Genomic DNA, 24919 nt, shown 5'->3' on the forward strand with positions numbered 1-24919 from the left:
ACACCTGCAGGCAGGCTTCCTTGTGACCCATCACGCATGGGCGGCCATTCGCTTGAAGATATCATTATGCAGCAGCAACGCTTCATAGCGACCGACATCGACGACACGGCCATGATCGATCAGTTAGCTGCAGTCGCACTGCTTGATCGTGGCCAGCCGGGGAACTTTGCACACCGCAATGAAAAAGGGCGCCCAATGGACGCCCTTGCGACTCATGGGAGGCCAGACTTACCAGCCGGTGGCTTCCTTGAGTGCATCGCCGATTTCGGCCAGCGAGCGCACGGTCTTGACGCCTGCAGCTTCGAGCGCCGCGAACTTCTCGTCCGCCGTACCCTTGCCACCGGCAATGATCGCCCCGGCATGCCCCATGCGCTTGCCCGGAGGCGCCGTCACACCGGCGATGTAGGCCACGACCGGCTTGCTGACATTGGCCTTGATATAAGCCGCCGCCTCTTCTTCGGCAGTGCCACCGATTTCGCCGATCATGACGATCGCTTCGGTCTGCGGGTCCTTCTCGAACAGCTCGAGAATGTCGATGAAGTTGGAGCCCGGAATCGGGTCGCCGCCGATACCCACGCAGCTGGACTGACCGAAGCCATGATCCGTCGTCTGCTTGACCGCTTCGTAGGTCAGTGTGCCCGAGCGCGACACGATACCCACCCGGCCCGGCTGATGGATGTGCCCCGGCATGATGCCGATCTTGGTCTCTCCCGGGGTGATGACACCGGGGCAGTTCGGCCCGATCAGACGCACGCCCAACTCGTCACATTTGACCTTGACGTCGAGCATGTCGAGTGTGGGAATGCCTTCGGTGATGCACACGATCAGCTTGATGCCGGCATTGGCGGCCTCGAGGATCGAATCCTTGCAGAACGGCGCCGGGACGTAGATGACCGAGGCCTCGGCGCCGGTCTTGTCGACGGCTTCCCTGACGGTGTTGAACACCGGCAGACCCAGATGCTCCTGGCCGCCCTTGCCCGGCGTCACGCCGCCGACCATCTGGGTGCCGTAGGCAATCGCCTGTTCGGAGTGGAAGGTCCCCTGGCCACCGGTAAAGCCCTGGCAGATGACCTTGGTGTTCTTGTCGATCAGAATACTCATTACTTGCCCTCCGCTGCTTTGACGACTTGCTGGGCCGCGTCGGTCAGGCTTTTAGCAGCGATGATGTTCAGTCCGCTGGAGGCCAGCTTCTCGGCACCCAGCTCGGCGTTGTTGCCCTCGAGACGCACGACGACAGGCACGTTGACCCCGACCTGCTCGACGGCACCGATGATGCCCTCGGCAATCATGTCGCAGCGCACGATGCCACCGAAGATGTTGACCAGAACGGCCTTCACGGAGGTATCGGAGAGAATGATCTTGAACGCTTCGGCAACCCGCTCCTTGGTCGCACCGCCGCCGACGTCCAGGAAGTTCGCCGGCTGGCCGCCGCTGAGCTTGATGATATCCATGGTGCCCATGGCCAGACCGGCACCATTGACCATGCAACCGATGTTGCCGTCGAGCGCCACGTAGTTGAGTTCCCACTTCTGGGCATTGGCTTCGCGCTCGTCCTCCTGGGAAGGATCGCGCATCGCCTGCAGATCGGGGTGACGATAGAGGGCGTTGCCATCGAGATTGATCTTGGCATCCAGGCAGTGCAGGTTGCCTTCCTCGGTGATCACCAGCGGATTGATCTCGAGCAGCGCCAGATCCTTGTCATGAAACAGCTTGGACAGGCCCAGAAAGATCTTGGTGAACTGCTTGATCTGGTCACCCTTGAGACCCAGCGCAAAAGCCAGTTCGCGGGCCTGATACGGCTGCGCACCGACCAGCGGATCGATCTCGGCCTTGAGGATCTTCTCGGGGGTTTGCTCGGCGACCTTCTCGATCTCGACGCCGCCCTCGGTGGAGGCCATGAACACCACGCGCTGGGTGCCACGGTCGACGACAGCGCCCAGGTACAGCTCGGTGGCGATATCGGTGAGATTCTCGACCAGGATCTTGGCGACCGGCTGACCTTTCTCGTCGGTCTGGTACGTCACCAGATTCTTGCCCAGCCACTGCTCGGCAAAGGCCTGGGCTTCTTCCGGGCTCTTGATCAGCTTGACGCCGCCGGCCTTGCCGCGGCCACCGGCGTGGACCTGAGCCTTGACGACCCACTTGTCGCCGCCGATCTTCTTGCATGCGTCAGCAGCTTCCTTGGGGGTGTCCACGGCGAAGCCTTTGGACACTGGCAAACCGTAATCGGCAAACAGCTGTTTGCCTTGATATTCATGAAGGTTCATCGTGTCATGCCATTGGTTGCATGTGACTCGAATGGCGGCCCGGTCGCTCGCCAGGAGTGACCGGGCCGCCCCTTTTCGCCCGACGATTGCCGGGACGACGCGTCTTTAAAGAGCCAGACGCCTGTTGCAGCTGGCGATCTGCTTACTTGCGCTTCTTGCGATTGGCCATGTGAATCGCGTGGCCACTCACCGCCAGCGCGGCTTCATGGATCGCTTCCGCGGTGGTCGGGTGCGCATAGCAGGTCAATGCCAGATCTTCGGCGCTGGAGCCGAACTCCATGGCGATCACACCCTGGGCGATCAGCTCGCCGGCGTGCTGACTGACGATATGCACGCCCAGGATGCGGTCGGTTTCGGCATCCGCGATCACCTTGGCCATGCCCTCGGGCGCGTTGTTGGCGAGCGCCCGGCCATTGGCCGAGAACGGGAAGGAGCCGGTCTTGATCTCGATGCCTTCGGCCTTGGCCTGCTGCTCGTTCATGCCGACCCAGGCGACTTCGGGTGCCGTGTAGATGACGCACGGGATGGCCTCGTAATTTATCTCGGCCTTGTGACCGGCAATGATGTCGGCCACCATCACGCCCTCTTCGGAGGCCTTGTGAGCGAGCATCTGGCCGCGCACGCAGTCGCCGATGGCATAGACGCCCGGCACGCTGGTGCGGCACTGGTCGTCGACGAAGATGAAGCCGCGCTCGTCGAGCTTGACCCCGGCGTCGTCGTCGAGGATGCCCTGGGTGTAGGGGCGACGGCCGACACAGACGATCACCTTGTCGAAGGTCTGTTGCTGCTCGCCCTCGCTGTCGGTGTACTTGACGACGACTTCATCGTCCTTGACCTCGGAGCCGGTGACGCGCGCCCCCAGCTTGATGTCCAGCCCCTGCTTGCCGAGCAGTTTCTGGGTTTCCTTGGCGATCGCCTGATCGACCATCGGCAGAAAACTGTCCATTGCCTCGAGCATGGTGACTTCGCTGCCCATGCGGCTCCACACGCTGCCCAGCTCGAGGCCGATGACCCCGGCCCCGATCACGCCCAGGCGCTTGGGCGCCTCGGTGAATTCCAGCGCCCCGGCGGAATCGACGATCAGCCCCTCGGTCAGTGGCGTCGGGGGAATCTCGACCGGTACGGAGCCGGAAGCGATGATGATGTTGTCGGCCTCGTAGGTTTGCTTGCCGCCGTCCTTGCCGGTGACTTCGACCTTGCTGTTGGAAAGCACCTTGCCGGTGCCTTCCAGCGCCGTCACGCCATTGGCCTTGAACAGCGCGCTGATGCCGCCGACGTTCTTGGTAACGACGCTTTCCTTGAACTCGAGCATCTTGGCGATGTTGGCGGACACATCGCCCACTTCGATGCCGATCTCGGCGTAATGGTCGCGGGCCTCGACGAACTTGTGCGAAGTCTCGAGCAGCGCCTTGGAGGGAATGCAGCCCACATTCAGGCAGGTACCGCCATGCACGGTCTTGCCTTCCTTGTTGACCCACTTCTCGACACAGGCGGTCTTGAGGCCCAGTTGGGCGGCGCGGATGGCGGCGACATAGCCCCCGGGTCCCGCGCCGATGACGATCACATCAAATTTATCGGCCATGTACTCTTCCTGTTCGGTCTACGGTTCTTTCCGAAGATTGGCGGTGCAGCGCGCAACGCCTCGTCAGATAAACCTGTTTGGCTTGGCGGCGAATCACACGTCCAGTAGCAGGCGTGCCGGATCCTCGAGCAGCTCCTTGATGGTCACCAGGAACTGCACCGCATCCTTGCCGTCGATCATACGGTGGTCGTAGGACACGGCCAGGTACATCATCGGACGTATCTCGACCTTGCCATCGACCGCCATGGGGCGCTCCTGGATCTTGTGCATGCCCAGGATCGCGGTCTGCGGGGGATTGATGATTGGCGTCGACATCAGTGAGCCGAAGATACCGCCGTTGGTGATGGTAAAAGTCCCCCCCTGCATCTCATCGATGCCGAGCTTGCCAGCCCGCGCACGCTTGCCGAAGTCGACGATGGTCTTCTCGACGTCGGCGATCTTCATGCTGTCGGTGTCGCGCAGCACCGGCACCACCAGGCCGCGATCGGTGGATACCGCCACGCCGATGTCCTGATAGCCGTGGTAGACGATGTCGGTTCCGTCGATCGAGGCGTTGACGTCCGGGAAGCGCTTGAGCGCCTCGGCGGCTGCCTTGACGAAAAACCCCATGAAACCGAGCTTGGTGTCGTGGGCCTTGAGGAAGGTGTCCTTGTACTGGCCGCGCAGCGCCATCACCGCGCTCATGTCCACCTCATTGTAGGTGGTCAGCATGGCCGCCGTCTGCTGGGCCTGGACCAGACGCTTGGCGATGGTCTGGCGCAACCGGCTCATCGGCACGCGCTTTTCGGGACGCTCGCCTTCCACGGCCGGAGCCGCGGTTGCGGCGGCCTTGGTGGCATCGGTAGCCGGCTTGTCGGCGGCCGGCTTGTCGCTGGTCTTCTTGGCGCTGCCTTGCTTCACGGCCTTCTGGACGTCCTCCTTGAGAATGCGCCCGCCCTTGCCGGTACCTTCGATCTTGTTGGCGTCGAGATCGTGTTCGGCCACCAGCTTGCGCGCCGCCGGCGCGAGAATCTTGTCGCCGACCTTCTCGTCGCTGTCCGATTCCGCCTTCGGCTCGCTCGCCTCGGCCTTGGCTTCGCCCTCGTCGCTGCCGCCGGCCCCCTCGGCAAAGACCGCCAGCACGGCCTCGGACTCGACCTGCGCGCCCTCTTCAACCTTGATTTCGGCGAGCGCGCCATCGCCCGGGGCGACCACTTCGAGCACCACCTTGTCGGTCTCGATGTCGGCCAGCACCTCGTCGCGCTTGACCGCCTCGCCGACCTTCTTGTACCAGGTCGCCACGGTGCCTTCCTGGATGGACTCGGGGAAGGATGGCGCCTTGACGTCATGCTTCTTGCCCGAGGCGGCCTGCTTCTCGGACTTGCCCGCCTCAGGCTTCCGTTCCGCCTTGGCGTCCGATTGCTGGTCCTCTGACTTGACATCCGCCTTGTCGTCGGCCGCCTTTTCCTGAGCCTCGCCGAGCATGCCCAGCACCTGCTCGGAATCGCATGTCTCGCCTTCTTCGACCTTGATCTCTGACAGCGTGCCGGCTTCCGGCGCCACCACCTCGAGGACGACCTTGTCGGTCTCGATTTCGACGATCAGTTCGTCACGCTCGACACTGTCGCCGGGCTTCTTGTGCCAGGCGGCAACCGTGCCTTCGGCAACGGATTCCGGAAAACTGGGCGCTTTGATCTCGGTAGCCATTTGGGTTCCTTAGTGTGTTCTCTCTCGTCCCGGTGATGAGGCCTCAGGCATTGAAGGCGTCGTTCACCAGCTGGCGCTGTTGTTCAACGTGCACGGACATGTAGCCGGCGGCCGGCGCGGCGGATGCCGGGCGTCCGGCGAACTTGAGCTCGCGACCCAGCCCCTCGCTGACCATGTCGGCGACCACACGCATGTGGTGCTGGCTCTGATACCAGGCCCCCTGATTGAGCGGCTCTTCCTGGCACCAGATGACCTGCTCGAGGTTGCCATAACCCTTGAGTGCCTCGTAGAGCTCTTCCTTGGGGAAGGGGTAGAGCTGTTCGATGCGCACGACGGCGGTGTCCTCGCGCTGGTTCTCGCTGCGATAGGCGGCCAGGTCGTAATAGACCTTGCCGGCACACAGCACCACGCGCTTGACCTTGTCGGCCTCGAGCTTGCCTTGGTCGGCCAGCACCATGTTGAAGCGTCCGTCGGCCAGTTCCTCCAGCGTAGAAGTCGCTTCCTTGTGACGCAGCAGGCTTTTTGGCGACATGACGATCAACGGCTTGCGCAGCGGACGGATCACCTGGCGACGCAGCAGGTGATAGATCTGCGCCGGCGTGGTGGGTACGCAGACCTGCATGTTGTGTTCGGCGCACAGCTGCAGAAAGCGTTCGAGGCGAGCGGACGAGTGCTCCGGCCCCTGCCCCTCGTAGCCATGCGGCAGCAGCATGGTCAACCCGCACAGACGGCCCCATTTCGACTCGCCCGACGAGATGAACTGATCGACCACCACCTGCGCGCCGTTGAAGAAGTCGCCGAACTGGGCTTCCCAGATCACCAGCGCATTGGGCATGGTCGTCGCATAGCCGTACTCGAAGGCCACCACCGCTTCTTCCGAGAGGTAGGAATCGCGGATGGTGAAACGCGGCTGCCCGTCGCGAATATGCTCGAGCGGCACGTAGGTGGTGCCATCCTTCTGGTTATGCACTACCGCATGGCGGTGCGAGAAGGTACCGCGGCCGCTGTCCTGGCCGGTCAAGCGCACCGGATGACCCTGGTCGAGCAACGTGGCATAGGCCAATGTCTCGGCGAAGCCCCAGTTGAGCGCCATGCCGCCGGCCAGCATCTTGCGGCGGTCCTCGTAGATCTTCGCCACCTGGCGCTGCATCTGCACACCGTCGGGCACTTCGCACATGCGTGTCGCAAGCTGCTGCATGCGCTTCATGTCCATCGAGGTGTCGGCATCGCCGGTCCACTCGTGGCCCAGGTAGGGCGTCCAGTCGACGAACAGCTCCTTGTTGGGCTGCTTGACCAGCGCATTGGCCACATGGCTGCCGGCCGCCAGATCCTCGCGATACTTCTCGGTCAGCGCCTTGGCCTTGTCCTCGTCGAGCAGCCCCGCCTCGATCAGCCGCTCGGCATAGAGCACACGCGAGGTCTTATGCGACTTGATCTTGTGATACATCATCGGCTGGGTGCCGGACGGCTCGTCGGCCTCGTTGTGGCCGCGACGGCGATAACAGACCAGGTCGATGACGACATCCTTGTGGAACTGCTGACGGTAGTCGAGCGCCACCTGGGTGGCGTGGATCACCGCATCGGCGTCATCGCCGTTGACATGGAAGATCGGCGCCTGAACCATCTTGGCGATGTCGGTGCAGTACTCGGTGGAACGCGTGTCCTGCGGATGCGAGGTCGTGAAGCCCACCTGGTTGTTGATCACGATGTGCAGCGTGCCGCCGGTCTTGTAGGCGCGGGTCTGCGACATCTGGAAGGTTTCCATGACCACGCCCTGCCCGGCCATGGCCGCATCGCCATGGACATTGATCGGCAGCACCTTGTCGCCCTCGACATCGTCGCGACGGTCCTGGCGGGCGCGCACCGAGCCCTCGACCACCGGCGCGACGATCTCCAGGTGCGAGGGGTTGAAAGCCAGCGCCAGGTGCACCTCGCCCCCCGGGGTCATGACGTTGGAACTGAAGCCCTGGTGATACTTGACGTCGCCGGAGCCCTTCTCGATGACCTTCTTGCCATCGAACTCGTCGATCAGCTCCGAGGGGCTCTTGCCGAGGATGTTGACCAGCAGGTTGAGGCGCCCGCGGTGGGCCATGCCGATGACCATTTCCTTGGTGCCGTAGCCACCGCCGCGCTGGATGATCTCGTCCATCATGGGGATGAACGTCTCGCCCCCCTCGAGGCCGAAACGCTTGGTGCCCGGGTACTTGGAGGCCAGGTAGTTTTCCAGTCCTTCGGCGGCAGTCAGGCGCTCGAGCACGTGCATGCGCACGTCATCGCTGAACTTCGGCTGCGAGCGTACCGACTCGAAACGCTGCTGCAGCCAGCGCTTCTCTTCGGTGTCGACGATGTGCATGAACTCGCAGCCGATGCTGCGGCAGTAGGTCTTCTCCAGCGCCTCGACGATTTCCTTGAGCGGCGCCGTGTCCTTGCCCAGGAACAGCGATCCGGTCTGGAATTCGGTATCCATGTCGGCTTGCGACAACTGGTGGAAGGACAACTCGAGATCCGGCACCGGCGTCGGATTGCGCAGTCCGAGCGGATCGATATCGGCTTTCTGGTGACCGCGAAAGCGATAGGCGTTGATCAGCTGCAGGACCTTGACCTGCTTCTTGTTCTCGCCGCTGTCGACGGCGGCGGCAGGCGCTGCGCCGCGCCGGCTTCGCGCCAGCTGATAAAACTGGTCACGGATCGGACTGAGGGGAATATCGTGAGAGGGACTGCCTTCCGGGCGCGGTAACTTGTCGAAGTAGTTACGCCACTCATCCGGAACGGCATTGGGATCGACGAGGTACTGTTCGTAGAGCGCTTCAACATAGTGAGCGTTGCCGCCGCTCACATGGGAAGTGCGCCACATCAACTCCATAATGCCTTCTTGCATCTCTAGGTCACCCTGCGCTGATGGGGTGTTGTCGGCGCCGCATGCGATAACGCTCCGGCGTCACTCATTGCTCACTAGTCATTACTCAGGGTAGCCGGGGCGGCGCCCACGCAATTCGGCGACCGTGACCGTCAAGAGCCGGTGCCCCAGGGCACCGGCTCTTGACGCTTGGGCCGGCTCTGCCCGCGGCACACGCTCACGGGCAGCAACGGGGAGCAATGATAACAAGTCACCCGTTCCGATTTAAGTGGCATTGGCCAACAGCAGCTCGCGAATCTTGCCGATCGCCCGGGTCGGGTTGAGCCCCTTGGGGCACACCGCGACGCAATTCATGATGCCGCGGCAGCGGAACACGCTGAATGGGTCCTCGAGCTCGGATAGCCGCTCGCGGGTCGCGGTATCGCGCGAGTCGGCGAGAAAGCGGTAGGCCTGCAGCAGACCCGCCGGGCCGACGAACTTGTCCGGGTTCCACCAGAACGACGGGCATGCGGTCGAGCAGCAGGCGCACAGAATGCACTCATACAGGCCGTCGAGCTTGTCGCGCTCTTCCGGGGACTGCAGGCGCTCGATGGCCGGCGCGGTATTCTCGTTTTGCAGGTACGGCTGAATGCGCTCGTACTGCTTGTAGAAAATCCCCATGTCGACGACCAGATCGCGAATGACCGGCAGGCCCGGCAGCGGACGCAACACCAGCTTGCCGTTCTTGGTGACATCGGAGATCGCCGTGACGCAGGCCAGGCCATTGGTGCCGTTCATGTTCATCCCGTCGGAGCCGCACACGCCCTCGCGGCAGCTACGCCGATAGGCCATCGAGCTATCCTGCTGCTTGATGATCTCGAGGACGTTGAGGACCATCAGATCGCGGCCCTGGGTGTCCACCTGGAATTCCTGCATGTACGGCGCGGAGTCGGTCTCCGGGTTGTAGCGGTAGACGGATACCTGAAGCATGGACATCGTGGTCCCCCCTCAATAAGTGCGGACTTTCGGCTCGAAGGTATCGAGCGTCTTCGGCTGGAAATTCACATCGCGCTTGCCCAGCTTCTTGTCGAGCGGGTGATAGATGGAATGCTTCAGCCAGTTGACGTCGTCCCGGTCCGGGTAGTCGTAACGGGAATGGGCGCCGCGGCTTTCCTTGCGCTCCAGCGCGGAAATGGCGGTGGCTTCGGCCACTTCCAGCAGGTTGTCGAGCTCCAGGGCTTCAACGCGCGCAGTATTGAAGGCGTTGGACTTGTCGCCCAGGTGCGCGGTGGCGATCCGTTCGCGCAGGTCGGCCAGTTTCTTGACCCCTTCCTGCATGTGGCCTTCCTGGCGGAACACGCCGAACGAGGTCTGCATGGTTTCCTGCAGCTCGGCGCGCAGTGCCGGTATCGCCTCGCCACCGCTGGACTCGTTCCAGCGATTCATGCGTGCCAGCGCGCTGTCGATGTCCGACTGCGCCGCATCCAGGTATTCGACGCCTTCGTTGAGCGCGCTCTCGATGAAAATGCCCGCCGCGCGGCCGAACACCACCAGGTCGAGCAGCGAGTTGCCGCCCAGGCGGTTGGCGCCGTGCACCGAGACGCAGGCCGCTTCGCCGCAGGCGAACAGACCGTTGACGATACGGTCGTTGCCGTCGGCGTCCTGCATCAGTGCCTGACCGTGCACGTTGGTGGGCAGGCCGCCCATCATGTAGTGGCAGGTCGGCACGACCGGAATCGGCTCCTTGGCCGGGTCCACCGCGGCGAAGGTCTTGGCCAGCTCGACGATGCCCGGCAGGCGCTTGTGCAGCACCTCCTCGCCGAGATGATCGAGCTTGAGCATCACGTGATCGCCGTTCTCGCCGCAGCCACGTCCTTCGAGAATTTCCATGACCATCGAACGGGCGACCACGTCGCGACCCGCCAGGTCCTTGGCGTTGGGCGCATAGCGCTCCATGAAGCGCTCGCCATCCTTGTTGATCAGGTAGCCGCCCTCGCCACGACAGCCTTCGGTCACCAGCACGCCAGCGCCGTAGATGCCGGTCGGGTGGAACTGCCACATCTCGATATCCTGGACCGGAAAGCCCGCGCGCAGCGCCATGCCGATGCCATCGCCGGTGTTGATCAGGGCGTTGGTGGTCGACGAGAAGATGCGCCCGGCCCCGCCGGTCGCCAGCACGGTGGCCTTGGCCTTGATGTGCACGACTTCGCCGGTCTCGATGCACAGCGCGATGCAGCCAACCACGTCGCCGCTGGCGTTCTTGACCAGGTCCACCGCATACCACTCGTTGAGGAACACCGTGTCGTTCTTCAGGTTGTTCTGATACAGCGTGTGCAGCAACGCATGCCCGGTACGGTCGGCCGCCGCGCACGTGCGCGCCGCCTGGCCGCCCTTGCCGAAGTCCTTGGACTGGCCGCCGAACGGGCGCTGATAGATGCGTCCATTGTCGAAACGCGAGAACGGCAGACCCATGTGCTCGAGCTCGAAGACCGCCTTGGGGCCCTCGGAGCACATGTATTCGATCGCCTCCTGGTCGCCGATATAGTCCGACCCCTTGACGGTGTCGTACATGTGCCAACGCCAATCGTCGTCGGGATCGGCGGAGGCGATGGCGCAGGTAATGCCGCCCTGTGCGGAAACGGTGTGCGAGCGGGTCGGAAAGACCTTCGAGAGTACCGCGGTCTTCTTGCCGGACTTGGCCAGTTCGAGCGCGGCACGCAGGCCGGAGCCGCCGCCACCGATGATGATTGCGTCGAACGTCAGGCTACGCATGTTGGACATGGATCAGGCTCCCCAGAGAACTTGTACGCCCCACACCAGAAAGATGAAGATGGCGAGAATGATGGCGATTTGGACGACAAAGCGGATGCCGGTCGGCTTGATATAATCGGTGATCACGATCCACAGGCCGATCCAGGCATGAGCCGCCAGCGACACGAAAGCCAGCAGGGAAAAGATCCGCATCCAGGTCTGGGCGAACAAGCCGCTCCAGGTCGCATAGTCGAGCCCCGGGTGGAGCAGCAGGTAACCGACCATGAACAGCGTATACAGGGCGAGGACGATCGCCGACACGCGTTGAATGAGCCAGTCGGACAGGCCACTGCGACCGAAATTGGTGATGTTGGTTACCATACCCACACTCCTGCCAGTATCACGAGCACCGCGCTTGCCACGATGGTGATCTGTGCCTTCCGATAGGCTTTCTCCAGCTCGATGCCGTAGCCCATGTCCATGAACAGGTGATTGACGCCGGCAACGAAGTGAACGGCAAGCGCCGACAACAATCCCCAGGCCACCAGCTTGGCCAGGAAGTTTTGCTCGAGGGCGTTACGAACGGCTTCGAATCCTTCGGGGGACGACAGCGAGGCATCGAGCGCCCAGAAGCCGAAGATCAGGCCAATGAACAGAATGACGCCGGTAATGCGATGAGTAATCGAGGTTAATGCAGGAAGTGGAAAGGATATGGTCGAAAGGTCTAGGTTTACGGGTCTTTTGCTATTCACGGCTCTCTACACACTCTCTTGGCCCGCTCATGCTCCGGTCAGGCTCGGTGGAACGGGCGGTGGTTTGAGGATCAGGCAATGGCGGCCGGCAAAACCACGCTTGTCGCCTGCTCCCGCCAATCGCGGGTTAAGATTATAGGGACTGGCCACAGGCATGACAAATCGTTACCGCTGGATTGCGACCTTGGTGTTACCCTTGGTAACAGGTGATCTTGGTCACGAACGCCGTCCCGGCAGCCGTCATGCGGCTTTTGGCGCTCGTGAAGACTTTCGGGCCCGTCGCGCGGGCACTATCGGCGAATTGACATCGGCTTGGACATTTCTATAGTGGGCAAACCTTTTTTGCCCGCCCGCCAAGCAGGACAATGAGTTACGTTACTTACCGAGAATACTGAAGAGGAGGCCGTCATGGCTGACAGGAAAGCGCAGTTGACAGTGGACGGGCTGGACAAGCCCCTTGAATTCCCGGTCTATTCAGGCACTGCCGGACCCGATGTCGTCGACGTTCGCAGTCTCATCGACGAAGGCCTCTTTACCTATGATCCCGGTTTCGTGGCGACCGCCGCTACCGAATCCGCCATCACCTATATCGACGGTGCCGAGGGCGTGCTGCTGCATCGTGGCTACCCGATCGGCGAACTGGCCCAGCACTCGAATCACGTCGAGATGTGCTATCTGCTGCTGTTCGGCGAACTGCCCACGGATCAGGAGTACGAGGACTTCTCGAAGACCATCCGCAACCACACCATGGTTCACGAGCAGTTGGCCAACTTCTACAAGGGCTTCCGCCGCGACGCCCATCCGATGGCCATTCTGTGCGGCGTGGTCGGCGGTCTAGCGGCCTTCTATCACGACAATCTGGACATCACCAAGGAAGAAGAACGCCGCGTCAGCGCCATTCGGCTGATCGCCAAGATGCCGACGCTGGCAGCGATGTGCCACAAGTACAACATCGGCCAACCGTTCAATTATCCGCGCAACGATCTCGACTACGCCGAAAACTTCCTCTACATGATGTTCGGCAATCCATGCGAGCCCTACGAAACCAACCCGGTATTCGCCAAGGCCATGGATCGCATCTTCATGCTGCATGCCGACCATGAACAGAACGCCTCGACGTCGACGGTGCGTCTGGCCGGCTCGACCGGTGCCAACCCGTTCGCCTGCATCAGCGCCGGCATCGCCGCGCTGTGGGGCCCGGCACACGGTGGCGCCAACGAAGCGGTGCTCAACATGCTCGACGAGATCGGCGACGAATCCGAGGAAAACATCCAGCGCTTCATCGATCGCGCCAAGGACAAGGACGACCCGTTCAAGCTGATGGGCTTCGGCCACCGCGTCTATCGCAACTTCGACCCCCGCGCCAAGGTCATGAAGGAGAGCTGCGACGAGGTCTTGCGCGAACTGGGCCAAGACGATGCCCAACTCAGGATCGCCAAGCGCCTCGAGCAGATCGCCCTGGAGGACGAGTACTTCATCGAGCGCAAGCTCTATCCCAATGTCGACTTCTATTCCGGAATCATTCTCAAGGCAATGGGCATTCCCACCAACATGTTCACGGTGATCTTTGCCGTCTCGCGGACCATCGGCTGGATCTCGCACTGGAACGAGATGATCACCAACGGCTACCGCATCGGTCGCCCGCGCCAGCTCTACACCGGCTACACGCAACGCGACTACCCCGCCAAGTGATCGAAGGCCGCCGCAAGGCGGCCTTTTGCGTTCGGCATCAACAATTCATCGAGCGGCTCGCTCTGGCCTAGGCTAGAAACTGTCGCCCCATGACCATCGAGACCGCTCACCTGCCTGAGGAGCTTGATCATGAGCCAGCAGATTCGTACCGCCGCCTTCATCGGCCTGGGCGTCATGGGCTATCCCATGGCCGGCCACCTGGCCCGCGCCGGCATAGAAGTGCGCGTCTACAACCGTACCGCCGCCATGGCCGAGGCCTGGGTCGCCGAGTATGGTGGCAGTCATCACCCCACCCCCGGCGAGGCCACCCAGGGCGCCGATCTGGTGCTGGTCTGCGTCGGCAACGATGACGACGTGCGCGAGGTCGTCACCGGCCCCGAGGGGGTCATGAGCGGCATAAGCGAGACAGCGGTGTTGATCGATCACACCACCGCTTCTGCCGATCTGGCCCGGGAACTCGCCCTGGCCTGCCGCGCGCACGGCTGCGAGTTTATCGATGCACCGGTGTCGGGCGGCCAGCAGGGCGCCACGAACGGCACGCTGACGATCATGTGCGGGGGCGAGGAAGCCGCGTTTCAACGCATGCAACCCGTTCTCGCCCACTACGGACGCGCCGTGACGTTGATGGGCGAAACCGGTGCGGGGCAGATGACCAAGATGGTCAATCAGATATGCATTGCCGGGGTGGTGCAGGGGCTCGCCGAAGGCTTGCACTTCGCCGAACGCGCCGGCCTCGATCGTGAGCGCGTCGTCGAAGTGATCTCTCAAGGCGCAGCCGGCTCCTGGCAGATGGCCAACCGTCACCGCACGATGATCGCCGGCGAGTACGAACACGGCTTCGCGGTCAACTGGATGCGCAAGGACCTGGACATCTGCCTGAAGGAGGCTCGCAAGCTCAGCGCCCGTCTTCCGGTCACCGCGCTGGTCGATCAGTTCTATGGCGATGTACAGGCGATGGGCGGAGGGCGCTGGGACACCTCGTCGTTGCTCAAGCGTCTGGAGCAGGACGACTAACCCCACTCCGAGATCCCTTATTCCTGGTGAGCCTGAACTCCTGGCGAGCAACAAGCCCTTCCGAGCTCGCCAGGAGCGCTCATCTACAGCCCCCATTTCGCAACTTATGCACCCTTTGCGCTTTTCCACACTTTCTGTGGATAAGCTTGTTCATAAGCTCTAGAAAAGATCGCGCAATTGCCACGACAGGCGGCTTGCCTACAAATCGGCTATTTTTTAACCATCGATAACTTGTTGTTTAACAAGAATTTTTATAATGATTGGCGCAACCATGGGGCTGAGCGACAAGCTGTGCACAAGGTAACAGGGAGCAACAGGCGGTGGGGAAAACTCGGCGGGCTTGTCAAGCCCTGACGCGTTGAAAGTCAGTCTTCATGAGGAACGCGCTCATATTGACATGCCCAGCGACTAGCTCTTTTTGATGGGCTACCAAACGGCGGGGACAGCAAGAAAGAAGTGGCGTCCCATAGGGGGTTCGAACCCCTGTTACCGCCGTGAAAGGGCGGTGTCCTGGACCACTAGACGAATGGGACGCAAATAAGGACGTTTCGCGTAGCGAAATGGTGGAGCCTAGCGGGATCGAACCGCTGACCTCGACACTGCCAGTGTCGCGCTCTCCCAGCTGAGCTAAGGCCCCCGAACCAACTGCTTAGTTCGCGAGAACGGGGCGTATGATACTGATATGCGCCGGGTTCGTCAACCCCTCGTGCTTCGCACGAAGCTTTCAGCTGTAAGCCTGAAGCTGGAAGAGAAAGACCGCCCATATCGCTACTCCAGCACGCCTCGGCAATCCCGGTGCCGCGGGTCCTGCCGATGTCTTCTTAAAGCTTACAGCTTATGGTTTACAGCGCCCGATACTCCTTCTCGAGTTTCTTGGCCTGCTTCTTGGAAACACCGCCCAACATTTCGATGGCATGACGCAACCGCGCGCGGGTCACGTCGGATCCCAATATTGCCATGGCGTCCATGACCGAGGTCGACGTCGCAGAGCCGGTCACGGCGATGAATACCGGCGCCAGAAACACCTTCATCTTGAGGTCGAAATACTCGCACAGACGCTTGACCTCGGCGAGCAGGCTTTCCTTGTTCCAGCGAGTAACGCCTTCGAGACGCCAGACCAGCAATTGCAGCAGACGCAGGAGATCGTCCCGTTCGAGCTTGATCTCGTCAAAGCTGGTTTCATCGATCGCCGGCAGCCCGGCAAAAAAATGGCCCGCCAGCGGCATGACATCCGCTAGCGTCTCGATACGCGGACGCACCTGCGGCAGTATCTGCCCGATGTATTCGTCGTTGAAGGCCCATTCTCGCAGCGCCTGGAGCAGCGCGGTATCGTCCAGGTCCTCGCGGATGTAGACGCCGTTCAGCCAGGTCAGCTTGTGTAGATCGAACACCGGCCCACCCAGCGATACGCGCTGGATGTCGAAGTGCGCCATCATCTCGTCCAACGTGAACTTTTCGCGGTCGTCGGGCATCGACCAACCCATCCGTCCCAGATAGTTGGTCACCGCTTGAGCGAGAAACCCCATCCGGCGGTAATAATTGATCGAGGTGGGGTTCTTGCGCTTGGAAAGCTTCGACTTGTCCGGGTTGCGCAGCAGCGGCATGTGACAGAGCTGGGGCATGTCCCAACCGAAGTAGTCATAGAGCAGCTGATGCTTGGGCGCCGAGTTGATCCACTCCTCGCCGCGCAGCACATGGGTGATTCCCATCAGATGGTCATCGACGACATTGGCCAGATGATAGGTCGGCATGCCGTCGGACTTGAGCAGGATCTGGGCGTCGACCTGCGTCCAATCGACCTCGATGCGCCCGCGCAGCATGTCCTCGACGACGCAGGTACCGGATTCGGGCACCTGCATGCGCACTACATGGGGCCAGCCTTCGGCCTCGCGGCGCTTGAGCTGCTCGTCTGGCAAAGCCAGGTCGGCGGGTTTGAGCGCCTGTTGCAGCCCTTGCGCCTTGCGCGTCGCGCGCAGTTCGTCGAGTTCTTCGCTGGTCCGGTAACACTTGAAGGCGTGACCGCTATCGAGCAGCTGGCGGGCCATCTCGGCATAGATGTCGCCCCGCTCGCTCTGACGGTAAGGTCCATGCGGGCCGCCGACATCCGGCCCCTCGTCCCACTCAAGGCCCAGCCAGCGCAATGAATCGAGGATCATTCGTTCCGATTCGGGAGTCGAGCGCTGGCGGTCGGTATCCTCGATGCGCAATATGAACTGGCCCCCGTGTTGGCGGGCGAAGCATAAGTTGAACAGCGCAATATAGGCGGTACCCACGTGCGGGTCGCCGGTGGGAGACGGGGCAATGCGTGTGCGTACGGTGGTCATCGGGTCCGTTCCGGTGGCTCGGGTTGATGGCGGGCATTATACGCACCTGACCTGCCTCCATCAGCCACGGATGGAGCGAGCATCGCTACCTGCACGGCGCACCGCGCGCATGCATTTCGGAACTAAAGCGCCAGGTGCTCGCGAAACCAGTCGGTGATGAAGTCGAGATAGGTGCGGGTCTTGTCGGGCAGGTACTTGCGAGATCGAAACAGCACCAGCATGCTGCCATGCTCGTTCCAGTAGGGCTGCAGCAACGGCACCAGTTCGCCGTCGGCGACCGCCGCGCGTGCCGCGAAGGTGGGCAGGTAAGCGAGTCCGAACCCCGCCTTGGCTGCCTCCACGACCCCCAGCAGATTGTTGATGACAAGCCGCGAATTGGGCTCTATATCGAGCGGTTGGCCATTGAGCGAAAAACGCCAGTGGGCGCCAAGATCGTAGTTGCCGTAGAAGATGCTGTCGTGCTGTACGAGGTCGCGCGGATGCATCGGCCGCTCGGCCCGCGCCAGATATTCCGGCGCCGCATAAAGCCCGTAGACCACCTTGCACAGTGGCCGTGAAACCAGACTCGATGGCGGCATCGGACCCATGCGAATGGCCAGGTCGACGGAGTCGTCGATCGGCTCGAAGCGCTGGTCCTCGAGCAGTATCTCGACCGCCACGTCGGGATAGCGGCGCATGAAGGCGGTCGTCGGTGGCGCCAGGTACATGAAGCCGAAGCTGACCTGGGCGCTGATCTTGAGTTGGCCGCGCGGACGCGACGTCACCGATTGGACCTGGGCTTCGGCCGCGGCCAGTTCTTCGCGAATGCGCAGGCCATGCTCGAAATAGATCTGGCCGGCCTCGGTCAGATGCAGCGAACGCGTCGAACGGTTCAGCAGACTCACGCCCAGCTCTTCTTCCAGTGCCGCGATCCGCTTGGAAGCCAGCGATTTGGAAATACCCAGACGGCGTGCCGCCGCCGTGAAGCTCCGGGCCTGCACGACTTCGACGAAAACTTTCAATGCATCGAGGGTGGCCAAAACGGGTCCTTGAAAAGCGCGACGAAGTCTAAAGTTTCCATTTCGGAAACACTAGTTTTCGATTGTACCCACTTATTCCGCAAACGACGATTCCGTATACTGCTCGCTCCGATCGTCGCCGCGATCGGAGTACCAGCGGCGCGCCCTGGGCGAGCCGCTGGTGCCTTCAGTGCATTACTTTCTGCGCCATCGGGCTGCTCGTTCGGGCAGCCGGCGCATTTTTCCCGCCCTCGCCCCTGCGTTTAGGCACGCCCGACTATACTAACTTCACGACGGCGACTCGATTCGACCCCCGCGCCTTGCTGTAACCCCGGCCCATTGCAGCGATCCACGGATTGCGCCGAGGCTTTGTCCGAAAAGTGCCTGCGCTCGACCATGCGGCGTTAAAAATAGGCTCAAAGTACTCATTTACAACCCGTAAACTCCGCCTTTTCGCCCATTTTTGCCTTGCCTGGCCATCGCTCGTCGACTTTTCAGACGAAGCCTAGGCGACAAACCCCGCTGCCATCATGCGCCTCCCGTAGCCGAGCTGGCGGGCTATCTCATCGCTAGATTACCTGTTTTAACCCGAAACATACTTCGGTAGCGACTGGCTATGCTAGACATTCATGTCACGGTGAGAAGCACTCGATGGTTGACCTGGGTTCCCATATAAAAGCACTAAGAATGAAGGCCAATCTAAGCAAGGCCGCCTTGGCCCGGCGAGTGGGTGTCTCGGACGTCACGATTTCCTATTGGGAATCAGGCACCATCAAGCAGATCGGTCATGAGCGGCTAGTGGCCCTGGCAGAAGCTCTGGACTGCAACTTGAGCGATCTGCTGCAAGGCACGCCTTCGACGCAGATGCCTCCTGGCGTTCTGCCTCTGCGCGCCCTCCAGCCGCCGCCATGGATGACCACCAACGGCCAATTGGTACCCTCGCTGATCGGCCTGCCCAGCGCCGGGCTCACGGAAGGCTGCCATTTGGTGACACCGGCGCCGGGAGAGCGATTCGACTTCCTCACCGAGGGTGATCTTGCCGCGATACGTCCACTCGATACCGTCGACGATGACGGGCTGTATCTGCTGGAGTGCGACGATGCGCTGCAAGTGCGCCATATATCGCGCAACGCGCAAGGCAAGTTGCGCATTCGCGACGAGCGGAGCGAACTCGACAATGTGCTGATCAGCGCCCTGCCCTTCAGGGTGCTGGCTCATGTACGCGTGCACTGGCGCCCCTTCGCGAGGGTAGAGTAGAAGAGTAACGCTGAAGTGCGCCGGCGCAAGGTCATTGCGCGACATCGCCAAGCCATCTATTTTGCAGCAAAAGGCCAGACAAGGAGTCGATGATGGCGAGGCTTTTCGACAGCTACGAAGCGGCTAGCGAATGGTATTCAACCAGTGATTACAAGGATATGGCGTGGTACGACGGCTTCGAGGAGGAGCAACTGATAGAGTTCGCCTATGCTCATGGTTCGGACCATGACGGTGAAGACGACCTGGTGGCGGCCTTCCTGCGCGAACAGGGCGAAGATCCCGACGACTACGGGCTCTAGCGTGTCGCCCGGCTCTTTTGATTGCCTTTACCGGCAAGCCGGTACTGACGGCCACGGCCGGCCCATGCAGGCCGTGGCGTGTCTGGGCTGTTTTACTGTTCGGCCTTGAGCACCCCGCGGCGAATCTGGTCCTCTTCGATGGATTCGAAAAGCGCCTTGAAGTTGCCTTCTCCAAAGCCCTTGTTGCCTTTGCGCTGGATGATTTCGAAGAATATCGGCCCGATCACGGTGTCGGTGAATATCTGCAGCAGGATCCCCTCTTCAGGCGCGCCATCGATCAACAGGTTGAGCGATTGCAGCTCCTCGAGCGATTCTTCGTGGTCGGGTACCCGCTCGGCGATCTTTTCGTAATAGGTGGCCGGCGTGGCCATGAAGGTCACGCCGTTGTCGCGTAGCGCTCTGACCGTGGCGTAGATATCGTCCGTAGCCAGCGCCAGGTGCTGAATGCCCTCGCCATTGTATTCGCGCAGGAATTCGGCGATCTGCGACGTGTCGTCGGCCGACTCATTGATCGGGATGTGCATCTTGCCGCAGGGCGCCGTCATCGCCTGGGAGTGCAAGCCGGTCATCTTGCCTTCGATATCGAAGTAGCGAATTTCCCGAAAGTTGGCGATTCGCGTATAGAAGTCGGCCCAGACGTTCATCTGGCCGCGGTCGACGTTATGCGTAAGATGGTCGAGCACCTTGAGCCCCACGCTCGCCGCGTTTCGATCGGCCCCCGGAATCGGTTCGAAATCGATGTCGTAGAGCGTACGCCCCTGCTCGTCGCTGCGCCCGTCGACGAAATACAGCAATGAACCGCCGATCCCCTTGACCGCCGGGATTCCCACCTCGCCCGGACCGACCGGGTTGTCCACCGCTTCGGCGCCATTCGCCACGGCATGCTCAAACGCCTTGTGCGCATCGGCCACCTTCCAGGCCATCGCACAGGCACTCGGGCCATGCCGGCGGGCGAACGCTGCCGCCTGCCCGCCCGGCTCGCCATTGATCACGAAGTTGATGCCCTCCTGCTGAAAGAGCATCACATTCTTCGAGCGGTGTTGGCGCGTCCGGGTGAAACCCATTTTCTCGAACAGGCGCGCCATGGCCTCGCGCTGCTCTGAACTCGGGGCGGTGAATTCGACGAATTCGAAACCATCGGTACCCAGCGGATTGTAGTGGCTATCGGAAACGCTCGCGGTTGCGCTCATGTCCCTCTCCTGGTGCGGCTAACGAATCATCGTCAAGCGATGTTGCTCATAGCGTATAGCTCCACCGCAGAGTCGGGGATACCTACAAGATCGACCTAGACCGTGCTGGCACTCGGTTGCGTTCGCCCGTGTGGCAAGCAATCCTTACACGTGCTCCGCCACGGCATGCATGCGAGCCAACATGGCGCAGCATCCTGACACGGCGTAAACATAGCCTTACGAACATTCAAGGCCAGCGACCAGACCCGCCGCCACCATCAACAACACCACACCGATAACGCCGTCGATGACTCGCCAGACCCAGCGACTCGCCAATTTCGGCGCCAGCCAACCGGCCGCGGCGACCAGCGAGAAGAACCACAGGCAGGAAGCCACTATGGCGCCAGCGTAGAAGGCCGCCGGCTCGGTCTGCACGGCACCGATCGCACCGAGCATGATCAGCGTGTCCAGGTAAACCTGCGGATTGAGCAGGGTCACCGCCAGCGTCGTGGCTATCACGCCTCGCCGCGTGGCTCCGGCACGCTCTACCTGCAGGGCCTCGGGGTAAAGGACCCGACGCCAGGCCAGACCGGCCTGCCACACCAGGAACAACGCTCCACCGAGCCGGGCCAATATCATCAGCGTTGCCTGTGAAGCGATCAGCTGACCGACGCCCAACCCGCCCAGGGCGATCAGCAACACGTCACACGCCGTGCAAATGAATGCCACCAGCCAGGGATGCTCGCGGCGTAGCCCCTGACCGAGGACGAAAGCATTCTGCGCACCGATCGCGATAATCAGCCCGGCCCCGGTCACCAGCCCCTGGACAGCAGAGCCCCACATGGCAATCTCCTGACGTCTACATAAGAAAATGCAGGTTATACTCGGCACAAAAATAATTTAAATTAATTGAAAGAATGGATGATTAACTTAGATGATGCTTGATTACAAACTTCTCCAGGCCCTGGCGGCGGTGGTCGACCAATCCGGCTTCGAGCGTGGCGCGAAATACCTGGGACTGACCCAATCCGCGGTCTCCCAGCGCATCAAGCTGCTTGAAGCCCGGCTCGGCCAGCCGGTGCTGGTACGTGCCCCCAAGCTGGCGCCGACTCCTCTGGGTCGACGCCTGCTCAATCACGTCCAGCAGGTGCGTCTGCTCGAGCACGATTTGCTCGACCGGATTCCCGCGCTGGGCGAGCGCGAGCAGCGCCTGCGCCTGGCGATCAACGCCGATAGCCTGGCCACCTGGTGGACGCCGGTCACCGGCAGCTTCTGCCGTGAACATGGCGTATTGCTCGACCTGGTGGTGGAAGATCAGGACGTCGCTCTCAAACGCATGCGCGACGGGGAGGTCGCCGGCTGCATATGCGCCACCTCGCGCCCGGTGCAGGGAGCGCGCACCCATCCCCTGGGCAGCATGCGTTATCGCGCTCTGGCGAGCCCCGATTACATTGCCCGACACTTTCCCCGGGGATTGAATCACGCTGCGCTGCGCCAGGCCCCGGCGATCGTCTTCGGCCCGGATGATCGTCTGCAGCATCGCTACCTGGAAATGCGCGGTTATCAGGCCTCCTTTCCCCACCACCTATGCCCTTCTTCGGAGGGATTCATCCAGCTGGCGCAGTCGGGCATGGGTTACGGTCTGATTCCCGAACGCCAGGTGTCCCGGGAATTACAGGAAGGCAGTCTCGTCGACCTGGATAGCGAGAGTTTCATCGACGTACCGCTCTACTGGCACCATTGGCGTCATGGCGGCAGCACCCTCGACGCCCTGACCGCGCATCTGCTGGCCCGGTGCAATCACTGGCTGACGCCGCTCGACGGCGCGCAGGAATTCTTCGACTAGCCTGACGGACGGGCGTCCTGGGCCAACTACAATAGGGGCAATAAAGAATGTTTCGAGACGCTAGGAGCCCGTGCAATGGCAGCCAAGCGGCGAGCGCTGAATCTCATGGCCCTGGGAATGACGCTATGGCTGGCGGGCTGCGCCGGATCACCGCCGCCACCACAGCAACCCTTGCTGCGGCTGGAAGCGCATGGCGATTCGCTTTCCGAGGCTCGCCGGGCGGCGATGCAGCGTGCCGAGGAGCAATGCCAGGCTGGCGATCCCGTGGTCATCGACAGCCAACAATACGACACACCACCACGTTTTCGTAGCGAATCCGCGTTGCCTCTGGCGCAAAGCGAACTCGGCCAATATGCCGCCGCCACCCATGAAGGCGAGGCACCCTCGATCGTCTGGCGCTATCTCTGCCGCTGAGGCGATTTCAGCGCTGCAAGTGCGCAGCGACACTGGCCACCTTGTCGTCCATGCTCTGTTCGCGATCGGTGCGAGTACCGACCTTGAGAGTCGTGGTGATGCGTGGTGCGCCCATCTCGTGGACCCGTTCATGACAGCGTCTGACCGTCTCGAAGACCGCATCCCACGGTCCTTCGATATTGGTGCCGTAAGCATGCATGCGATAGATCAGACCGGCGTCTTCGATCACCTCCTGGCATGCCGCCACGTAACGCGAAACCGAGACCCCGACACCCAGCGGCACGATGCAAAGATCGACGATAACCTGCATGGCATACCCTCCTGCACTGGATTTTCCTCACTACTACGACGATAGACTATGCTTTAGTGACAGTCGTGGTCAGTGCTCTTGCTAACACTATCAATGCCATAGCCGGCAACAGTTGCACCCCACGGCTATTGTTAGCAAACTAAACAGAGTTTGGTTGTGGCAAGGGATTGCCTTGCCCGGACCGTATCGCATTCGCAAACCTGCATACCGGAGTTCGGCATGACCAGTGATACTCGCATCGGCCCCGTCGCCCTGCCCGACACCCGTTCCCGACGCATCGTCGAGGACTTGCTCGAAGGTTCCGGAGTCAACCTCAACGGCTCCGCCCCGTGGGACATCCAGGTGCTGCATCCCGACTTCTTCTCGCGCATCCTGCGTCAGGGCACCTTGGGTCTTGGCGAATCCTACATGGATGGCTGGTGGGACTGCGAACGGATCGACGAGATGGCCCATCGCCTGCTCCGTCATGGCCTCGGCGAACGCGCTCATACGGCCTCCGAGCGGCTGATGTACCGGCTCCAGGCGGGTTTCTTCAACCTGCAGAGCAAGACCCGCGCGTATATCGTCGGCAAGGCGCACTACGATCTCGGCAACGATCTCTTCGAGCGCATGCTCGACCCGACCATGTGCTATTCCTGCGGTTACTGGAAGGAAGCCGAAACGCTCCACGAGGCCCAGGTCGCCAAGCTCGATCTGGCAGCACGCAAGCTGGACATCCAGCCCGGCATGAAGGTGCTCGACATCGGCTGCGGCTGGGGCAGCTTCGCCGAACACGCCGCCCGCCGCTATGGCGCCGAAGTGACCGGCATCACCATCTCCAAGGAACAGGCGGTGCTGGCCCGCCAGCGTTGCGAGGGGCTGCCGGTGGAGATTCTGCTCGAGGATTATCGCGATCTGGAAGGCCGCTTCGACCGCATCGTCTCGATCGGCATGTTCGAACATGTCGGCCATCGCAACTACCGTACCTATTTCGATACCGTCGATAGCCTGCTCGCCGACGACGGCCTGTTCGTGCTGCATACCATCGGCTCCAACAACTCCGAGATCAGCGCCGACCCCTGGATCAACAAGTATATCTTCCCCAACGGCATACTGCCTTCCATCAAGCATATCGCTCAGGCCAGCGAAGGCAGGTTGCTCATGGAAGACTGGCAGAACTTCGGCGCCGACTACGACCGCACCCTGATGGCCTGGAACGAGAACTTCGATGCCCACTGGCACGAGGTCGCCGACAACTACAACGAGCGAACGCGGCGCATGTTCCGTTACTACCTTGGCGTGTGCGCCGGCGCCTTTCGCGCCCGCGACATCCAGCTCTGGCAGGTGGTCTATTCCAAGGGGCGTGCCGGACGCTACGACAGTCCGCGCTGAAGCAATGGCAGCGCGTCACCGCCAGCCTCGGAGTCGCCGAGTACCGTGACAACGATAGCATCGACGCCTTCCTGCATCTTGAGCACCTACATCGGCAGTATGTAACCGAAAACCGTCCGGCAACAGCGGCTGGTCATGCATTATTCATGGTGGCTCCAGCGCCTTAAAACTTTCACCATTTTCTCGTCTTCAAGCACTTGCTAAACCAGCCGATGCTGAATATTGATGCGGCGTGAGTATGCTCCCGCAAGATCGCCAATGAGTTTCTCAAACGGTGGCGGCTGGCGTGTCGTCCTCGAGGCCCCTGCATGGTGAACGAATGTTGTCCCAGTCTCGCCACCTTACCGTTCA

General features: G+C 61.6%; 21 protein-coding genes, 2 tRNA genes and 1 pseudogene. 7 read left to right on the forward strand and 17 right to left on the reverse strand.

The window, feature by feature from the left end:
- Nucleotides 1-228 precede the first annotated feature (228 nt).
- The 9 genes from sucD to sdhC form a co-directional block, all read right to left on the reverse strand.
- Nucleotides 229-1101 (reverse strand): succinate--CoA ligase subunit alpha, encoded by an 873-nt coding sequence (gene sucD / locus HALZIN_RS0111705; protein WP_031384395.1) that lies wholly within the window; start codon nt 1099-1101, stop codon nt 229-231.
- Entirely contained in the window at nt 1101-2267 is a 1167-nt protein-coding gene (gene sucC / locus HALZIN_RS0111710; RefSeq protein WP_031384396.1) for an ADP-forming succinate--CoA ligase subunit beta, read from the reverse strand. The genes sucD and sucC overlap by 1 nt, the downstream gene beginning before the upstream one ends.
- 142 nt (nt 2268-2409) lie before the next feature.
- On the reverse strand, nt 2410-3849 hold the full coding sequence (gene lpdA, locus HALZIN_RS0111715; RefSeq protein ID WP_031384397.1) for a dihydrolipoyl dehydrogenase: 1440 nt from the start codon (nt 3847-3849) through the stop codon (nt 2410-2412).
- Between the two features lie 93 nt (nt 3850-3942).
- A complete protein-coding gene (gene odhB, locus HALZIN_RS0111720; RefSeq protein ID WP_031384398.1) occupies nt 3943-5535 on the reverse strand; it encodes a 2-oxoglutarate dehydrogenase complex dihydrolipoyllysine-residue succinyltransferase in 1593 nt (530 codons plus the stop codon).
- Between the two features lie 43 nt (nt 5536-5578).
- Complete coding sequence (locus HALZIN_RS0111725) at nt 5579-8413, reverse strand: 2-oxoglutarate dehydrogenase E1 component (RefSeq protein ID WP_031384399.1); 2835 nt, start codon at nt 8411-8413, stop codon at nt 5579-5581.
- 243 nt (nt 8414-8656) lie between these two features.
- Entirely contained in the window at nt 8657-9367 is a 711-nt protein-coding gene (locus tag HALZIN_RS0111730; protein WP_031384400.1) for a succinate dehydrogenase iron-sulfur subunit, read from the reverse strand.
- Nucleotides 9368-9379: 12 nt separating this feature from the next.
- Entirely contained in the window at nt 9380-11152 is a 1773-nt protein-coding gene (gene sdhA, locus HALZIN_RS0111735) for a succinate dehydrogenase flavoprotein subunit (RefSeq protein ID WP_031384401.1), read from the reverse strand.
- A 3-nt stretch (nt 11153-11155) separates the two neighbouring features.
- The gene (gene sdhD / locus HALZIN_RS0111740; RefSeq protein ID WP_031384402.1) at nt 11156-11503 is read right to left on the reverse strand and encodes a succinate dehydrogenase, hydrophobic membrane anchor protein; all 348 of its coding nucleotides are present in this window, start codon (nt 11501-11503) and stop codon (nt 11156-11158) included.
- Nucleotides 11497-11874 (reverse strand): succinate dehydrogenase, cytochrome b556 subunit, encoded by a 378-nt coding sequence (gene sdhC, locus HALZIN_RS0111745; RefSeq protein ID WP_031384403.1) that lies wholly within the window; start codon nt 11872-11874, stop codon nt 11497-11499. The genes sdhD and sdhC overlap by 7 nt, the downstream gene beginning before the upstream one ends.
- 408 nt (nt 11875-12282) lie before the next feature.
- Between sdhC and HALZIN_RS0111750 the strand changes: the two genes are divergently transcribed.
- Both HALZIN_RS0111750 and HALZIN_RS0111760 read left to right on the forward strand, forming a co-directional pair.
- Nucleotides 12283-13566 carry a citrate synthase gene (locus HALZIN_RS0111750; protein WP_031384404.1) on the forward strand — a complete coding sequence of 428 codons (1284 nt, stop codon included), beginning with the start codon at nt 12283-12285 and terminating at the stop codon, nt 13564-13566.
- A 129-nt stretch (nt 13567-13695) separates the two neighbouring features.
- Nucleotides 13696-14580 (forward strand): NAD(P)-dependent oxidoreductase, encoded by an 885-nt coding sequence (locus tag HALZIN_RS0111760; protein WP_031384405.1) that lies wholly within the window; start codon nt 13696-13698, stop codon nt 14578-14580.
- A 457-nt stretch (nt 14581-15037) separates the two neighbouring features.
- On the opposite strand, the gene HALZIN_RS0111765 is transcribed toward HALZIN_RS0111760, so the two are convergent.
- The 4 genes from HALZIN_RS0111765 to HALZIN_RS0111780 all read right to left on the reverse strand — a co-directional run bounded on the left by HALZIN_RS0111765 (nt 15038) and on the right by HALZIN_RS0111780 (nt 17923).
- A tRNA-Glu gene (locus HALZIN_RS0111765) sits at nt 15038-15113 on the reverse strand.
- A 28-nt stretch (nt 15114-15141) separates the two neighbouring features.
- Nucleotides 15142-15217: transfer RNA gene (locus tag HALZIN_RS0111770), tRNA-Ala, on the reverse strand.
- 205 nt (nt 15218-15422) lie between these two features.
- Nucleotides 15423-16904 carry a glutamate--tRNA ligase gene (gene gltX / locus HALZIN_RS0111775; RefSeq protein WP_031384406.1) on the reverse strand — a complete coding sequence of 494 codons (1482 nt, stop codon included), beginning with the start codon at nt 16902-16904 and terminating at the stop codon, nt 15423-15425.
- A gap of 122 nt (nt 16905-17026) precedes the next feature.
- Nucleotides 17027-17923 (reverse strand): LysR family transcriptional regulator, encoded by an 897-nt coding sequence (locus HALZIN_RS0111780; RefSeq protein ID WP_084173550.1) that lies wholly within the window; start codon nt 17921-17923, stop codon nt 17027-17029.
- Nucleotides 17924-18589: 666 nt separating this feature from the next.
- Between HALZIN_RS0111780 and HALZIN_RS17570 the strand changes: the two genes are divergently transcribed.
- Together HALZIN_RS17570 and HALZIN_RS0111790 are read left to right on the forward strand one after the other, a co-directional pair.
- Complete coding sequence (locus HALZIN_RS17570; RefSeq protein WP_422723636.1) at nt 18590-19159, forward strand: helix-turn-helix domain-containing protein; 570 nt, start codon at nt 18590-18592, stop codon at nt 19157-19159.
- A 92-nt stretch (nt 19160-19251) separates the two neighbouring features.
- Complete coding sequence (locus tag HALZIN_RS0111790; RefSeq protein ID WP_031384409.1) at nt 19252-19458, forward strand: hypothetical protein; 207 nt, start codon at nt 19252-19254, stop codon at nt 19456-19458.
- A gap of 92 nt (nt 19459-19550) precedes the next feature.
- Here HALZIN_RS0111790 and hppD read toward each other — a convergent pair whose 3' ends face one another.
- Nucleotides 19551-20648: a 4-hydroxyphenylpyruvate dioxygenase gene (hppD, locus tag HALZIN_RS0111795; RefSeq protein WP_031384410.1), complete on the reverse strand. Its 1098-nt coding sequence runs from the start codon at nt 20646-20648 to the stop codon at nt 19551-19553.
- A gap of 216 nt (nt 20649-20864) precedes the next feature.
- Nucleotides 20865-21470, reverse strand: coding sequence for a LysE/ArgO family amino acid transporter (locus HALZIN_RS0111800; RefSeq protein ID WP_031384411.1), 606 nt, complete (start codon nt 21468-21470; stop codon nt 20865-20867).
- A gap of 94 nt (nt 21471-21564) precedes the next feature.
- On the opposite strand from HALZIN_RS0111800, the gene HALZIN_RS0111805 reads away from it, so the two are divergent.
- Nucleotides 21565-22473, forward strand: a complete 909-nt coding sequence (locus HALZIN_RS0111805) for a LysR family transcriptional regulator ArgP (protein WP_031384412.1) — start codon at nt 21565-21567, stop codon at nt 22471-22473.
- Nucleotides 22474-22548: 75 nt separating this feature from the next.
- On the forward strand, nt 22549-22887 hold the full coding sequence (locus tag HALZIN_RS0111810; RefSeq protein WP_031384413.1) for a hypothetical protein: 339 nt from the start codon (nt 22549-22551) through the stop codon (nt 22885-22887).
- A gap of 7 nt (nt 22888-22894) precedes the next feature.
- Here the strand turns inward: HALZIN_RS0111810 and HALZIN_RS0111815 are convergent, their stop codons facing one another.
- Nucleotides 22895-23197, reverse strand: a complete 303-nt coding sequence (locus HALZIN_RS0111815; protein WP_031384414.1) for an MTH1187 family thiamine-binding protein — start codon at nt 23195-23197, stop codon at nt 22895-22897.
- Nucleotides 23198-23416: 219 nt separating this feature from the next.
- Between HALZIN_RS0111815 and cfa the strand changes: the two genes are divergently transcribed.
- The gene (cfa, locus tag HALZIN_RS0111820; protein WP_031384415.1) at nt 23417-24568 is read left to right on the forward strand and encodes a cyclopropane fatty acyl phospholipid synthase; all 1152 of its coding nucleotides are present in this window, start codon (nt 23417-23419) and stop codon (nt 24566-24568) included.
- A gap of 200 nt (nt 24569-24768) precedes the next feature.
- Here the strand turns inward: cfa and HALZIN_RS17575 are convergent.
- Nucleotides 24769-24855: pseudogene (locus HALZIN_RS17575) on the reverse strand (Txe/YoeB family addiction module toxin); the annotation flags it as partial.
- Between the last annotated feature and the right edge of the window lie 64 nt (nt 24856-24919).

It is taken from the genome of Halomonas zincidurans B6 (assembly GCF_000731955.1).
In the GTDB taxonomy this organism is placed as follows: domain Bacteria; phylum Pseudomonadota; class Gammaproteobacteria; order Pseudomonadales; family Halomonadaceae; genus Modicisalibacter; species Modicisalibacter zincidurans.